Consider the following 15,093-nt stretch of genomic DNA (forward strand, 5'->3'; position numbering starts at 1 on the left):
TAAGGTTATGGTATGTATGCTGTTGTAGATTGTGAGGAAGTTGTTAATTTGAATAACAACAGTGATGATTTAGGTAAAGTAGAATCTATTTCCAATGTTACTTTGGAAGAGGAAGAGTCTTTTGATGCTATGGAAGCTGTTTCTAATGTAGAAGAAGGGAATGATTTAGGTCTTGCTACTTCAGAAGAGGAAGAAGAATTTTTTGATGCTGTGGAAGAACAAGAGCCGTTAGCTAATTTTAACGTTCCACTCAGTATATTTCATTATAAAGATTATAACTCTGATTTTTTTACTTCTTGGTATAATATATCAAGTAGAATATTTAAAGAGGTAAATCGAGCTTGCCCGGAGAAGAAAGTATTAAATTTAGCTCTATCAGTTTTAATGTTTCCTTATATAGTTTTCACTGCGTTAGGATTAGCCGTATATAATAAATTAAAAACAAATGATAAGACACAAATCAGTTCAGAGGAGAATAAAACAAAAAAAAGTGAAGTAAGTGAAAGTACAGCAAAAAGATTGGCATATGGTGTTCTTGCTGCAATAGTGATTCTTGTTAATATCGCTGTGCTTGCAGCATTACTTATTCCTGCAACACTCGCTTTGGCTACTTTTTATCTTTTAAATAAAAAATTATCTCATTTTTTGATTGCTGCTATTAAAATAAGTAATGGGTTATGTCAAAATGAACACCAAAATATTGAGGTGTCTTTTCATGAGATAGAGGCTATTGAAGCAGACATTAAGTGGAATATGGAAGTTAAGTTTCCACCGCAATTTAAACAACTACTTAGAGATTTATACGAAGATAAAGATGGTAGTTGGTTTAATGTTGCACGTGATTCAGAACATAATACCATACTGAAATTATCAGCTAATATCCACTTAAAAAATGGTCTTAAGCCTTTACGTAATGAGATCAAGAATGTGCTTGCAACTTCTATTCAAGAATTTGCGAAGACTATGGAAGAACTGATAAAGCTAGAAAAGAAAGAGATTACATATGATAAATTGAAGGAATTGTTGGACGAATTCAGGTTAAAAGTGGTAAGTAGCATAGATTTTAAGTTGACAACTCACTTAATATACAACGCCTATCAAGTTGCCTTTATACAAGCAGTTAGGTTTCAGCTGGATAGACGGAAAGAAGGTTTTTCACTGGAAGATGAGATAAAAAATTCTTTAGTGAGACAGGAATTAGAGAGTCAAGGTAAGGAATTACCAGGTGAGAAAGAAGTGATAATAAGAGATCTGAAAAAAGCAGGAGCAAAAGTACCGGATGTTTTAGATCATAGTGAGCTTCCTATATTTAAAGCAGAATGGAAGCGGCTTAAAGAAGAAGGGAAGATAGCTAAGAGAACAATTATTGATGTTTATAAATATATACATAGTAGAGAAACAGAGACAGCTCTAGGTAATGCTAAAGAAGAGATTGATCTTTTAAAAAAAGAAGGACAAAAAAGATATATTAGGATACATGAAAAATTGAAAGAAATATATGGAGATGTAAAAAAGAATAATTTAGCAGGTGATGTTTTAAGAAGAAGGTTAGAAGGTCTTTTTAAGTTCGAGTATGATGATCAAGAAGTTGAGCAAAGGCTAGTAAAATCAGTAATGAAAAAAGCCAAGGGTGAGTTAGGCCTATTAGGCATGCTCAGCTTAATAGACCAGTTTCGGGATTTAGAAAAGGAGATAAAAGGTTCTTTGAGTGAGAATTTAAAAGAAGCTTCAGATAAAGTAAATGCTTTTGTAGCAAAGATATATTTAGAAATAACGAAATGCAAAATACAAAATGTACTCAAAGGCCAAGCAAAGGGTATAGAGGATTCATGTAAGCTGTTAGAGGAAAAGGAGCCGGATTTAGTACAGAGGATTAATGCGCACCGAGCGGAAATTGCAGAATGCTTAGAGCAACCTATATCGTTAAGGAAAGTAATAGAAGAAAATGAGGATTTAAACAAATATTTAGAAGGTGAGCGAAATAGGAAAGGAGAACAGCATCCAAGTACAAAATTAATAGAGAAGCATTTGAAAAATAACCAAGAAATTCTCAAAGCATTAAAACAGTTAGAATTAGAAGAAAAAGGATTGTTGATAAATGAAGAAACAAAAAATGATTATATAGAAGAACTAGAATCTCGCGAAAAAATAAAGTTTGCAATAATAGAGGATGATTTACTGAAGGAGTTCGAGCGTGAAACTTTTAACGAAGAAGCAGTTAAGAAGTTGTTAGAGGAAGCGGAACTTGAATACTATTTGGCAGAAAAATGCATAAAAAGTCCTGTGATAAAAACAAAAAATAATATCAAGCACTTTTATCAAGGTTTATTGTCTCCTTTGATAGATAATTTGACAAAAGATATAATAAATAATATACCAGGAAATAGTGAAGGTTGTATACAGAAAGTTAAGAACTGGAGTAAAGTTATGTTTGGTGCAATAAAGATTGGAGCATCAAATGCTTATAAAGAGACTACAGAGAGAAAAGCGTTAAATGTGGCACATAATACTTATAAAGAAGGAGAGACATTTCTTCAATGTTTTCAGTCAAATTATGAAGGTGTTGGAGCCTTTTTAGGTAATTTATTTTCTGATGATGGGGTAACATTTAAAAATGATGTGTGGCCTAAAATAGAAGAGCATTTGCATGGAATGTGGGATAGATTTTTCAAGGATATTGAATTCAATATTGGAAATAAATTGGATGAAGTAAGTGTGACACAGCAACGGCAGGAAACTATGATTGTGACTCAACGATAAGTTCTCAAAGTTCCTCCGGTATTTTCACATACTAAATTAACTATAGCACTTGATTCTTTTTGGATCTCTTTTTCAGTTAAAGTGTGAGTTGGAGAGCAGAAAGTAACTGACAATGCTATAGACATCTTATTCGATTCTATATTATTTCCATGGTATACGTCAAATACTAAAACTTCTGTGATGAGCTCTGAGCTTTTTTTTACCACATTGATTATGTTACCTACTTTCACATCCTTATTTACAATAAATGCAAAATCACGTTTTACACTTTGGTATTTATAATCGATAAATTTCTTTCTACTTACAGGTAAATTTTCAATATTTTCTAATATCACCTCAAAACCTACAACTTTTTGCTTGATGTCAAAAAGATCTAATATATTAGGATGCAACTCTCCAAAATAACCTGCTACTTTATTCTTAAAAGAGAGAGTGCCTGACTTTCCTGGGTGGTAATGTTCTTTTTCTGCTCTCTCTATCGTTAAATTATCGCAATTGACGTTAAAAAACTCCAAAGCTGCTATGCAATCAGCCTTTGCATCAAAAACATCTACTTTCCTATTAGTATTATAATGGTTTCGCGGTAAATTATTTCCTGTTCTTATTCCACTTAAAACATGTTTAGACTGAGCTTCACCATCGTAAATCGGCCCGATTTCGAAGATTGCAAGATCAGATATTCCATGGGCAATATTATCAGCAGTAACTTGCAATAAATTTGGCATAATACTTGGTCTCATTATATTAAAGCTATTGTTAAACGGATTATCGATGATAAATAACTTATTCGAGTAACCAAATTTTTCAGCTGTTGATTCACTCATAAACGACCAGGTTAGCACTTCATGAAACCCTCTGTTTGTCATCAAAATACGCAAATTGTCGTATGTACTATCTACTTCTTCAACATTATTTGGTAGTGGTTCTTCTTTTATTTTGTCATAGCCGTATATCCTTGTTACTTCTTCGATTAGGTCAGCCGGTATTGTCACGTCCGGTCTCCAGCTTGGTACTTGTACATTCCAATTGCCTTCGGTTTTTTTATCAATACTAAACCCTAGTTTCGTTAAGATATCAAGCACCTCATCAGGCGATACAGACACACTTCCAAACTTGTTCACATCCTGATAATCAAAGCTCACCTTGGTGTCAGCACTATCTAAGCTGCCAGCAGACACTACACTTGAGGCTTCTCCACCACATAAGTCAAAAATCATTTTAGCTGCAAGATTAAGTCCCTCAAGGGTAAATCCAGGATCAACTGAGCGTGCAAATCTGTAACTAGATTCTGTGGAGATGTTCATCTGCCTTGCAGATTTAACGATAGATATAGGGTCAAACCAAGCAGACTCTAAAAAGATATCAGTAGTTTCAAGAGTACATTCACTATACTTTCCACCTATAATTCCAGCAACTCCATGAATATTTTTACTATCAGAAATAACGCTTGTGTCCGTGTTTAATAAGTATTCTTTACCGTTCAAACCAGCAAATTTTTCTCCGTCGTTTGCTTTGCGTACTGTGAGCTCTCCTTCTATTTTTTTTGCATCATACGCGTGCATTGGGCGGCTGAAAGATATCATAATATAGTTCGTGATATCAACTATTGCAGAAATGGAGCGCATTCCTATCGATTCCAGCCTATCTTTTAACCATTTTGGGCTTTCTTGATTTTTTACATTGGCGATGTATATTCCACTAATAAAACTTTCCCCGTCAGTAACTTCAACATCGATTGGTGAATTTATGGAGCTGGTAAGTTGTGGAATGCTTAAAGTCTTTAATGTCCCAATTCCAGTTGCAGCAAGGTCGCGAGCTATTCCATAAATGCCTAAGCAATCTCCACGATTTGGAGTAACATTTATATCAATTACAGGGTCACAATTGAAAAATTTATCCCCTACTTTATAATCATCAGAAAGCTCGATTATTCCTTCACTTTTCTCTTGAACCAGCGCAAGTTCAGAAGCAGAGCAGAGCATCCCTTCACTTAGCATTCCTCGTATTTTTGTGGACTTAATTGTGAGATCACTTTCTGGCAACGTGCTACCAAGAGATGCAAGTACAGTTTTCATACCTTCTCTAACATTGTTTGCTCCACAGACTATTTGTAGAATTTTACTTCCATCATTTACTTTACATAATTTTAATTTATCACCATTTGGATGAGGTACGACTTCTAATACCTCTGCAACGATAAACCCAGTCAATCTGGAATTATCGATCACATCTTCTACTTCTAACCCTATGTGAGTTAATTTATCGGTAATTTCTTCTAAACTAGCATTGGTTTCTAAATACTCCAGTAACCAAGATAACGTGAATTTCATCGATCTAACAAGAAATAAAAAAGTTATTGTAATATAAAATGTAGTGCTTTTAAAGCTTGTTGTAGTGGAATACTTCTACATCATAAACAATGATGTAGAAGCTTTTGTAACTTTATATCTTCTTGCGAAGAGAAAGAATTTTTTCTATGTCACCTTTTAAATCTATCTCCGGAAAGAATTTAAGACTTCCATAATCCCAGGCATCCTCATCAATGTTACCATCAAAAACGAAGTGTTTTATTGCATTATGGCTTTCATCTAGTACGTTGAGTCCTATGTAATAATCGCGAGTATCTTCGTCAAGGAAACAATCTACAAATTCGATGTATCCGTTACCAAATTCCTGCTCCAAATTTAAAAGATGATTAATGTTAATAAAATCTATTTCGTTCATTATATACCTCACTAAAAATTAAATTATAATCAAAATAAGATATTAAGTCAAGATATTGAATAATTTAACAAGATTAGTAAATTTTAAAATACAGAGCTGACTGTAATTAACATTCTAATTACATATTTTGTTAATATGTTAATGTTATAATAATACAGAGTCTTATCTTAATTCTTGACTTTGTCCTATAAAATTCATACTTTATTTACTGTTTATAATTCAGATTAAAATGGCACTAAATCCACTGGAACAGTTTAAGGTATATACAATAATAGAGTTACCTAGGTTATTTGGGTATGACGTAAGCTTTACCAATTCATCTCTTTTCACGATGATTTCGGTGATATTGGTGATACTCTTTTTGCTTTTTGGAATAAAGAAGGGGGCAGTAATACCAGGATATTTGCAAGCTGCAGTTGAGTATGTATATGATTTTGTTATTTCAATAATAGAAAATAACACTGGAAGCAAAGGCTTGCAGCACATTCCATTGATATTTACAGTGTTTATTTTCATTTTATCATGTAATTTGGTTGGTGTTCTTCCTTATAGTTTCACGGTCACAAGTCATGTGATAGTCACCTTCGCTTTATCGATGGTGGTTTTTATTTATATAACGATTGTTGGATTTAAAGAAAGGGGAGTAGAATTTTTACGCATATTGCTACCAAAAGGAACTCCTTCGTGGCTTGCACCTATAATAATTATTATTAAGTTGTTTGCTTATTTAGTAAGGCCGGTTAGCCTATCAATAAGGCTTGCAGCAAATATGATTGCTGGTCATACAATCATCAAAGTGATAGCAGGGTTTATTGTAAATATGAACATATTTTTCACTCCTGCGCCGTTTTTGTTCATAATTGCATTGATAGGATTTGAAGTATTTGTTGCAATTTTACAAGCTTATATATTTACTATATTAACATGTGTATATTTGTCAGATGCAGTAAAGTAATTGACTTCCTTGTAGAATATTTTACAATTATATTATAAAGAAATAATTAAAGGTAATATATGGATTTAGTAGCTTTAAAATTTATAGCAATTGGTTTAGCTGTGTTTGGAATGCTCGGTGCTGGTTTAGGTATAGCTAATATCTTCTCTGCTATGTTAAATGGGATTGCGAGAAACCCTGAATCAGAAGGTAAAATGAAAAGTTATGTTTATATTGGTGCTGCCATGGTTGAAATCATGGGACTGCTTGCGTTTGTACTTGCAATGTTATTGATATTTGCTGCTTAACAGATGCCACAGCTTGATGTTTCAACCTTCTTTTCTCAAGTTTTTTGGTTTTTAATTTTTTTCTCTTCACTTTTTTTCGTAGTAAGTTGTTTATTTTTGCCAAAGTTAGATGAAATAATAAGCACTAGAAGTAAAGAAGTATTGGATTCTTTTAATAGTTCTGTTCATCTTTTAAGACTCACGGAAGATCAGGTTGCCAAGTATAATGCCGCTTTAAACCAAGCTAGAATACAGGCAAAAAAAATCATAGATGATGCACTTGCTCAGGTAGAAGAAATGAGAGCTAATGTTAAGAATATATTAGAAGAGGAAGATAAAAAAAAGAGCAAGCTTATTGAAAAAAAAGTGGCAGAATTTAAATCTGAATATACTGATCAGTTAAAACAAATGGCTACTAGTATTGCTTTAATTTATTATACTAAATTGACTAATTCTGAAATTGAAGAGGAATTTATTGCTGACTTGGTGTCCAAAGAATTTTAGGGGTTTTTATGTCTACATCACTGATTATCGGTCTTGCCTTCTTGGTAAGTTTTGTCCTTTTGTATAAATTGCTAAAGAAAGTGATAAAAAATGCGCTTAACAATAAGCGTAACAAAAGCAAATTTTCAAGTGAAGAAACTGAAAAATTCAGGAAAGATATGTTGGAGTATTACAAAAAATCTTCTAAAAAATACAAAGAATTAGATGCAGAAGTTAATAAAATGATGAATGAAGCACTTGATAAAGCTAATAGTATCATTAAGCACAATAGACAGCAGCTAGATCAGACATTAGATGACAATACCCATTCTAACTTGAAGAAAGTCACTGACCAAGTTGAAAAAGCTCTTGGGGATTTACAGACTAACACAGTGAATATAGCTGCTGATGCTGTAAAAAAAATAATGCATGAACGTAAAGATGATAAGCGTAGTAGCGAGGTCATATCTTCATTTTCACGTGACTTAAATAAAAAATTGCATTAGGTTCAATGCAACAATTGCCTATACTTCAAGCTGATAATGTAGAAAAAATTAAGTTTGATTCTAGTTTGTGCAAAGAGCCAGAGAAACTTTTTTACTATAAATTTAATATAATTCCTTGGCAAAAATTAAATAATACTACTTTTTTTATGGTTGAAGACACAAGCCGAGATATCAACCGTTGGGTCGAAGCTCATTACGGTATTGACTATGTATTAATAAAAGTGGATAGCGAACAGATTTTAAATCTTCTTAACTCGCACTTTGGTATTTCAGAATTTGCAAGCAACTACTTATATTACAAGAATCCTAATTTTTCAGCTAAAAGCATTAAACTAAGCTCAATATTTTTTGCTTCTTTCTTTATTGTAACTTCAATTTTAACACTAACAGAGAAATATACATATTTTGCTTTGATGTTGATATTTATAATCGGATGTTCTAGTTATTTATTCAAGTTTATAGCTACAGTTTTTAGCTTATGTGAAACCTCCAACCAAAAAGTGGATTATAGTAAGCTGAATGAAGAAGATTTTCCTATATATACTATTTTATTGCCTGCTTTTAAAGAAAGTGCAGTGATAGAGCAATTGATCGAAAGCATTGAAAGTTTGGATTATCCAAAATCAAAATTAGATGTGAAGCTTCAGGTAGAAAGTGATGACCAGGAAACGCTAGCAGCTATAGAAAAGTACACTTTACCACAGTATTTTGAAGTAATAAAAGTGCCTCACTCTTTGCCTAAAACAAAAGCCAAGTCATGCAATTATGCTATGAGCTTTGCTAGAGGAAAGTATGCAGTAATATATGATGCGGACGATAAACCAGACCCATTGCAGTTAAAAAAAGCACTGATTGAATTTAATAAGGGCGACGATAAGCTTGCCTGTGTACAAGCAAAATTAAATTACTATAATTGTGATTATAATTTTCTTACACAATCCTTTTCTCTGGAGTATATGAACTGGTTTCAATACTTATTGCCTGGATTCCAAAAAATGAACATGCCAATGCCTTTGGGTGGTAGCAGTAATCATTTTTCAGTAAAAATTCTAAAAAAAGTGTTTTTCTGGGATGCTTATAGTGTTACCGAAGATGCTGACCTTGGTTTGAGACTTGCGCAAATGGGATATAAAACCAGGATGATTGACTCAGAAACATTGGAAGAGTCACCAATTGCTGTATTTGCTTGGATTAAGCAAAGAGCGCGCTGGATCAAAGGCTATATGCAAACTTATATTGTTCATTTAAAAAATATAAAGTCACTTTATAAACACACTGGATTTAAGGGAATTTTGCTATTGAATCTTTTTGTTGGCTCCGCAGCTTTTATATTTTTTACTACTCCATTTTTACTGCTTTCATTAATATTAACTAAAGTTTTAAATGAATTATTTTTGTACTACTTTGTAGTGGTATACGTTACTAACCTGATTCTTCTGGTAATAGCTGTCAAACAGCAAAAGATGCCTTTTTATTTTTATATAGTATCGATATTTTTTCCGGTCTATAGTCTGCTACATAGTGTTGCAGCTTTTCTTGCCTTGTGGGAATTTATTCTTTACCCTGAGCGATGGAACAAAACTCAGCATGGTTTATGGAAGCAAAACCTGTAGCTATTTGGCTTTTTCTCTGCTCGGTCATGGTAATTCTCATGGTAGGGATTGGTGGATTTACCAGACTTTCAAAAGCAGGATTGTCAATCACGGAGTGGAAACCAATTACTGGAACATTACCACCACTGAGTGAACAAGACTGGCTACAAGAAAAATTAAAATACGAAGCTACACCTGAATATAAAGCACTTAACTATGGTATTAGTATGGAGGAGTTTCGCGCTATATACTTAATAGAATATGTACACAGATTGGTTGCAAGACTAACAGGTTTAGTTTTTGTCCTGCCATTTATATATTTCATATTAAGAAGAAAAATATCTAAAAAGGTAGTAATAAAGCTATTTGTGGCATTATTATTTGGAGCTTTACAAGCTTTTGCTGGTTGGTATATGGTTAAAAGTGGTTTAGTAACTGAACCTCATGTTAGCCACTATAGGCTTGCACTTCACTTATTATTAGCATTAATTATCTTTGCATTATTGTCATATCAATTTTTTGATTACCAAATATGGATCCCAGTGTTACGTACACAACTATACGAACATTGCAGTATAAGAGTAATTTTCACCAAGAAAGATGTCATCCCAGTGCCCAGACACTGGGATCCAGAAAACTTAACTTTAAATAAGTGGCTGCATAGTAAAAGCTGGATTCCAGTGTCAGCTACTTTCATGACACCATTTGCTGTGCAATTTATTTTCAAAAGTAAGCGTTCGTACAGTTGTGTGTCAGCTACTCGGATGACAGGATTTCAATCTACTAACAGTAGTATATATTACACAATACTTATTCTGATTCTAATTGTAATACAAATAATTTTCGGCGCATTTGTTGCGGGATTAAATGCTGGTTTGATTTACAATACCTTTCCACTAATGGACGGACAAGTCGTTCCAGAAGATTTATTTTTCTTACAGCCTATATGGCTGAATATCTTTGAGAACAGAGCGACAGTGCAATTTATACATCGAGCACTGGCATTGCTAATACTAACTTTGGTAGTAATACTCACAGTAAAAAATGCTAGCGTAAAACCGGTATATATTATGCTGCTCTCCATCATCATTCAGATAATTTTAGGAGTGGTTACTCTTTTGTTACACATACCAATAGCCATTGCCATAGCTCATCAAGTGTTTTCATTTGTCTTGTTTGGGTCAAGTTTGTACTTCTTGTGTTATTTAAGAAAGCAGACTACATCACCAATCTGCACATTTTTTCCTTCTTGAACGGGAATATTTTTTATCACCATTGCTGCTTCAGCACATATGATATTTTCCATTTTCATTGCCTCCACCACAAATAAAGGTTGTCCTATTTCCACCTGATCTCCTACATTTACGTGTAATTTAACTAATAAACCAGATATTGGGGATTTTACAGCATCTGCTGAAATCCCTTCTGTTTCATTATTTAGCATTAACCTACTTAATTCAGCTACATGAGGCTTAAATATACAACACTCAGCTTTCATGCCTGCATGTCTTATGAAGTACTTGCTGCCTTGTCTTTCTATTTTAAGTGCTATATTGGTATCGTCATTAATTGTGATATATAGCAATCTATAACTTGATTTCCACTTGCCTATAACGGAGTATTTATTGTGATTATATACTGTTATTAATATATTATCTTGGTATTTTGCATTTACGGAGTACTCATTGTCATTTATATTCACTATGAATAAATCTCTTGCACGGTCACCTGCCATCCGAGTAGCTGATACTGGTGCCCCTTCTTTTTTACTAGATTCCAGTGTCACGCACTGGAATGACACCTGAGATGTTTCATTCACTGCTTTATGATGGTACCTTTCTTCATTTTCCAAATGAACATATAACGCAGTGAAAATAAATATTTTAATATACTCCTCTGTAACAAAATCGCCGTGAAACCCACTAGGGTAATGATCTGGAATGAATCTCGTATGGAGCTTTGCTGCGATAAAATTTGGGTGATGGAAGATGGATTCTAGAAATTCTATATTATTTGTTACTCCTTCTATATAGCATTCAGACAATGCTTTTTGCATTCTGCTGATCGCTTCTACTCTATCTTTTCCATATGTTATAACTTTTGCAATCATTGAGTCATAGAACGTGCTAATTTCTGAACCTGCAGCAACTCCATCATCTATTCTTACATAATCATTTTCACCCGGTTTATCGTAATATTTTATTCTTCCGCTGGAAGGGAAAAATTTCTTCGATGGGTCTTCAGCGCAAATTCTACTTTCTATTGCAGAACCAGTAAGTTTAATATCATCCTGATTGAATCTCAATTTCTCTCCACAGGAAGTTCTAATCATTTCTTCTACTATGTCTATTCCAGTTATAAATTCTGTTACTGGATGCTCAACTTGCAATCTCGTATTTACCTCAAGAAAATAGAAGTTTTGGTCTTTATCTACAACAAACTCAACAGTGCCTGCTGAAAAATAGCCAACTTGCTTTGCCAGAGAAACACATTGAACATACATTTTTTGTCTTACTTCTTCACTAATGAATGGACTTGGCGTTTCTTCTATTATTTTCTGATTATTCCTTTGTATCGAGCATTCTCTTTCTCCAAGACAAACTATATTGCCATATTTATCTGCTATGATTTGTATTTCAATATGTCTTGGCAACTCTATATATTTCTCTATAAAGATACTGCCATCCTTAAAACTTTTCTCTGCTTCATTTGTGGCTGATGTAAATGCTAGTTCAATTTCTTTTTTGGAGTTTACAATTCGCATTCCTTTGCCACCACCGCCTGATGCAGCTTTAAGCATAACCGGAAAGCCAATTTCTTCAGCAACTTGAGCTGCGTGGGCAGCGTCGCTAATCTTACCCATATATCCTGGCACTACATTCACTCCAGCTTTTTTTGCCGCTTCTTTTGCTGTTATTTTGTTGGCTGTAACTTCTATTGTTTCTGCACTGGGACCGATGAAGTCTATATTATGTTTTTGAAGAGCACGTGGAAAATCTGGATTTTCTGCTAAAAAACCATAGCCAGGATGAACCGCCTCAGCACCTGTTTCAACTGCTACTTCACATATTTTTTCAATGTTTAAGTAACTGAGGCAAGATGGCGAAGGGCCGATATATCTTGACTCATCTGCTTGTCTTACATGCACAGAATTTACATCTGCATCCGAATATATGCATACACAAGATATACCCATCCTACGAGCAGTTCTGATAATCCTGCAGGCAATCTCTCCTCTGTTTGCTATTAAAATCTTACTGTACTTCTTTTCCGTCATCGTATGAGTATACTTTCTTAAGTTGAGAAAGTAAATTATTGCCTGCAAGTAATTTTTAGCTTCATGCTACAGCTAAATCACTATTTAAAAGTTGCAATAACATCAGGATCTGTCACTATAGTACTTTCATCATACAAGCCGTATATCCCGTTACATGCCTTAAACAACAAACATGTAGATCCTCCAGAAGCTATTGTAGCTACTGAAGCTAGTGCAAGAGATTGAGAAACCAAAAATAAAAAGTACAAGGATAAACACAAGGCAGCAATACACGCTATAGCTCCTATTATGTATAAGCACAAATGAAATTTGCTATTACATATAAAACCGCCCTTTATACCTGCAATTTGCTTAGCTTCTTCCCGTTCTGCAGCATTTAAAAAATAAAGAGGAGCTACCGCTACTCTCCCATGAAGAATGCAGCTTTTATCGCAGAGTGCTTCTTTAATATATCTCTTATATCCTTAAGTTTCTCTTTTAATCTTTCTGATTCTTTCCAATTTTTAGCTTCTTCTGCTTTTTTAACCTTACTCTTAGTACCTTCTTCCAAATTTCTCATAATCTCTTTGAGTGCAGGTAGCAGAATTTCTTGACTTGCTGCTATATGAAATGGGTTCCCATTTTCATCAAGCCTATGCTTAGCTGCATAAGCAACATTCTCTGTGCAAATTCTGACAAATTCATCTTTATTTCTTGCTTTTGCAACTTCAAATAAGTCAGCCATAACATACCTCGCTATATTTAACCAACACTAAATTATACAACATAACTTACGAAAAACAAGTAGATTTTACCTCTCAGAATAAATAAATTCTACATTGTTACAAACGTGGATTTTGGGTATCATAGCCTATACTTTACTGTAACAATAACATGCCAAACGTAGTCACGAGATTCGCTCCATCACCCACAGGGTTTTTGCACATTGGAGGGGCCCGCACTGCGTTATTTAATTGGCTCTATGCAAAGCATCATGGTGGCAGGTTTTTGCTAAGGATTGAGGACACCGACAGAAAACGTTCAACGCAAGAAGCAATTGATGCAATTATAGAAGGTCTAAGATGGCTCGGTGTGAGCTATGATGGGGAAATAGTATATCAGTCAAAAAGAATAGAGCGGCATAAAGAAGTAGCAAACCTTTTAGTTGAGAAGGGTAGGGCGTATCACTGTTACTGCCCTGAGGATGAAGTTGCAGAAAAGAAAATAAAAGCAAGAGAAGAGGGCAAGATATATAAGCATAAGTGTACTACAAAACCTCCTTCTTGTCATCCCAGTGCTCGACACTGGGATCCAGAAAAAAATATGTGGTCACGCGCTGGAATGACATCCGGTGTGAGGTCAGTTATCCGTTTCAAAGTGCCAGACTCGCAAGAGATCGTCATTGATGACAAAATATACGGCCAAATCAAAGTAAATAGCAACCAGCTTGATGATATAGTGATCTTACGCTCTGACAACACTCCAACATATATTTTTGCTGTCGTAATTGACGATCATGATGCTGGAATAACTGATATAATACGTGGTTCTGACCATCTTACTAATACCTTTAAACAACTACTAATATACCAGGCTCTTGATTTTGACATTCCACGCTTTGCACATGTGCCGCTTATCCATGGGGAAGATGGGAATAAGCTATCCAAAAGGCATGGTGCCACAAGCGTTTGCGATTATGAAAAGATGGGAATATTGCCAAAAGCGATGCGTAATTACTTGCTGAGACTTGGCTGGAGTCACGGCAACGATGAGATTATTAGCGATGAGCAAGCAATAGAGTGGTTTAATTTAGAAAGTATTGGTCGTTCACCTGCACGGCTCGATTTCAAAAAACTGGAGCATTTGAATAACCACTATATTAGTAATATGAGCAATGAAGATATTCTGACTCTAATGCTTAGAGAAAATACTCTAACTGACAAAAAAAAGGGCTATTTACTGCAGGGACTGACAGAGCTAAAAAAAAGAGCAAACTACCTGACCGAATTATTGGATTTAGCAAAATTTTATATTCAAGATCCGCCACTTGATTTAAGTGAAGAAGCTTGTCAAATTGTCAAATCTAACCTCAATATAATTAAGTTACTCGCATCATTTCTGTCAAAGATCGGTGATGAAAATTGGAATAAGGGTTTTTTATCTTCTCAGATCAAGGAATGTGCAAAATTGCACGATATGAAAATAAGCGATGTATACCACTCATTACGCGCCCCTATAACTGGAGTAATGGATGCACCTGGAATCATTGATATCATGGTGATTCTTGGTAAAGATGAGTGTATAAGAAGGTTACAAGCAATTTAAATGAAATAAGAAAATTACTTGACATCCTTCGCCAGCCTTATCATGACGTGTATAACAATGTTACAAAAAATAATATCATAGAATTCAATAGGATAATCCCTAGAGAATTACTCATCTACAAAAAGCCAAATCGTGTTAATTCTGTTTAGATGTAAAAGATAAGCTAAATCTTTACAAAGAAAACATCTCAAGCAGCAAGACACCTTTGATTGAAAGAGAGCACCAA

Annotated in this window: 13 protein-coding genes; 9 read left to right on the forward strand and 4 right to left on the reverse strand. The window is 34.2% G+C overall.

The features are described from left to right. The first annotated feature begins 12 nt into the window (after positions 1-12). A complete protein-coding gene (locus tag AAGD93_RS03515) occupies positions 13-2,760 on the forward strand; it encodes a hypothetical protein (protein ID WP_341819873.1) in 2,748 nt (915 codons plus the stop codon). Here AAGD93_RS03515 and pheT read toward each other — a convergent pair. Together pheT and AAGD93_RS03525 are read right to left on the reverse strand one after the other, a co-directional pair. Further along, positions 2,751-5,090, reverse strand: coding sequence for a phenylalanine--tRNA ligase subunit beta (pheT, locus tag AAGD93_RS03520; protein ID WP_341819874.1), 2,340 nt, complete (start codon positions 5,088-5,090; stop codon positions 2,751-2,753). The two genes, AAGD93_RS03515 and pheT, sit on opposite strands and share 10 nt — an antisense overlap. 112 nt (positions 5,091-5,202) lie before the next feature. Next, entirely contained in the window at positions 5,203-5,484 is a 282-nt protein-coding gene (locus AAGD93_RS03525) for a hypothetical protein (protein ID WP_015589038.1), read from the reverse strand. A gap of 229 nt (positions 5,485-5,713) precedes the next feature. Here AAGD93_RS03525 and AAGD93_RS03530 point away from each other — a divergent pair, with 229 nt between their 5' ends. From AAGD93_RS03530 to AAGD93_RS03555, 6 genes are read left to right on the forward strand one after another with little or no spacing between them, the layout of a single operon-like run. Next, positions 5,714-6,439, forward strand: coding sequence for a F0F1 ATP synthase subunit A (locus tag AAGD93_RS03530; RefSeq protein WP_264338406.1), 726 nt, complete (start codon positions 5,714-5,716; stop codon positions 6,437-6,439). A 59-nt stretch (positions 6,440-6,498) separates the two neighbouring features. Beyond that, positions 6,499-6,726 carry a F0F1 ATP synthase subunit C gene (locus tag AAGD93_RS03535; RefSeq protein ID WP_006014985.1) on the forward strand — a complete coding sequence of 76 codons (228 nt, stop codon included), beginning with the start codon at positions 6,499-6,501 and terminating at the stop codon, positions 6,724-6,726. A 3-nt stretch (positions 6,727-6,729) separates the two neighbouring features. Further along, positions 6,730-7,209 carry a hypothetical protein gene (locus tag AAGD93_RS03540; protein ID WP_065094794.1) on the forward strand — a complete coding sequence of 160 codons (480 nt, stop codon included), beginning with the start codon at positions 6,730-6,732 and terminating at the stop codon, positions 7,207-7,209. 8 nt (positions 7,210-7,217) lie between these two features. Continuing rightward, positions 7,218-7,694, forward strand: coding sequence for a hypothetical protein (locus AAGD93_RS03545; RefSeq protein ID WP_341819875.1), 477 nt, complete (start codon positions 7,218-7,220; stop codon positions 7,692-7,694). A gap of 14 nt (positions 7,695-7,708) precedes the next feature. After that, positions 7,709-9,307 carry a glycosyltransferase family 2 protein gene (locus AAGD93_RS03550; RefSeq protein WP_341819902.1) on the forward strand — a complete coding sequence of 533 codons (1,599 nt, stop codon included), beginning with the start codon at positions 7,709-7,711 and terminating at the stop codon, positions 9,305-9,307. Beyond that, positions 9,265-10,539, forward strand: coding sequence for a COX15/CtaA family protein (locus AAGD93_RS03555; protein ID WP_410529893.1), 1,275 nt, complete (start codon positions 9,265-9,267; stop codon positions 10,537-10,539). The genes AAGD93_RS03550 and AAGD93_RS03555 overlap by 43 nt, the downstream gene beginning before the upstream one ends. Here AAGD93_RS03555 and AAGD93_RS03560 read toward each other — a convergent pair. Then, complete coding sequence (locus tag AAGD93_RS03560) at positions 10,488-12,563, reverse strand: acetyl-CoA carboxylase biotin carboxylase subunit (protein WP_341819877.1); 2,076 nt, start codon at positions 12,561-12,563, stop codon at positions 10,488-10,490. The genes AAGD93_RS03555 and AAGD93_RS03560 overlap by 52 nt on opposite strands. A gap of 63 nt (positions 12,564-12,626) precedes the next feature. Between AAGD93_RS03560 and AAGD93_RS03565 the strand changes: the two genes are divergently transcribed. Continuing rightward, a complete protein-coding gene (locus tag AAGD93_RS03565) occupies positions 12,627-12,788 on the forward strand; it encodes a hypothetical protein (RefSeq protein WP_341819878.1) in 162 nt (53 codons plus the stop codon). Positions 12,789-12,963: 175 nt separating this feature from the next. Here AAGD93_RS03565 and AAGD93_RS03570 read toward each other — a convergent pair whose 3' ends face one another. Next, positions 12,964-13,287, reverse strand: coding sequence for a hypothetical protein (locus tag AAGD93_RS03570; protein ID WP_341819879.1), 324 nt, complete (start codon positions 13,285-13,287; stop codon positions 12,964-12,966). A 149-nt stretch (positions 13,288-13,436) separates the two neighbouring features. Between AAGD93_RS03570 and gltX the strand changes: the two genes are divergently transcribed. Then, on the forward strand, positions 13,437-14,867 hold the full coding sequence (gltX, locus tag AAGD93_RS03575) for a glutamate--tRNA ligase (protein ID WP_341819880.1): 1,431 nt from the start codon (positions 13,437-13,439) through the stop codon (positions 14,865-14,867). The last annotated feature ends 226 nt before the right edge of the window (positions 14,868-15,093 follow it).

The sequence above is a fragment of the Wolbachia endosymbiont (group A) of Brachyopa scutellaris genome (genome assembly GCF_964026995.1).
Lineage (GTDB): Bacteria > Pseudomonadota > Alphaproteobacteria > Rickettsiales > Anaplasmataceae > Wolbachia > Wolbachia pipientis.

What these genes read in the sequence shown, in the direction of transcription:
- AAGD93_RS03515 (WP_341819873.1), top strand. Translation starts at nt 13, where the DNA reads ATGTATGCTGTTGTAGATTGTGAGGAAGTTGTTAATTTGAATAACAAC.
- pheT (WP_341819874.1), bottom strand. Translation starts at nt 5,090, where the DNA reads ATGAAATTCACGTTATCTTGGTTACTGGAGTATTTAGAAACCAATGCT.
- AAGD93_RS03525 (WP_015589038.1), bottom strand. Translation starts at nt 5,484, where the DNA reads ATGAACGAAATAGATTTTATTAACATTAATCATCTTTTAAATTTGGAG.
- AAGD93_RS03530 (WP_264338406.1), top strand. Translation starts at nt 5,714, where the DNA reads ATGGCACTAAATCCACTGGAACAGTTTAAGGTATATACAATAATAGAG.
- AAGD93_RS03535 (WP_006014985.1), top strand. Translation starts at nt 6,499, where the DNA reads ATGGATTTAGTAGCTTTAAAATTTATAGCAATTGGTTTAGCTGTGTTT.
- AAGD93_RS03540 (WP_065094794.1), top strand. Translation starts at nt 6,730, where the DNA reads ATGCCACAGCTTGATGTTTCAACCTTCTTTTCTCAAGTTTTTTGGTTT.
- AAGD93_RS03545 (WP_341819875.1), top strand. Translation starts at nt 7,218, where the DNA reads ATGTCTACATCACTGATTATCGGTCTTGCCTTCTTGGTAAGTTTTGTC.
- AAGD93_RS03555 (WP_410529893.1), top strand. Translation starts at nt 9,265, where the DNA reads ATGGAACAAAACTCAGCATGGTTTATGGAAGCAAAACCTGTAGCTATT.
- AAGD93_RS03560 (WP_341819877.1), bottom strand. Translation starts at nt 12,563, where the DNA reads ATGACGGAAAAGAAGTACAGTAAGATTTTAATAGCAAACAGAGGAGAG.
- AAGD93_RS03565 (WP_341819878.1), top strand. Translation starts at nt 12,627, where the DNA reads ATGCTACAGCTAAATCACTATTTAAAAGTTGCAATAACATCAGGATCT.
- AAGD93_RS03570 (WP_341819879.1), bottom strand. Translation starts at nt 13,287, where the DNA reads ATGGCTGACTTATTTGAAGTTGCAAAAGCAAGAAATAAAGATGAATTT.
- gltX (WP_341819880.1), top strand. Translation starts at nt 13,437, where the DNA reads ATGCCAAACGTAGTCACGAGATTCGCTCCATCACCCACAGGGTTTTTG.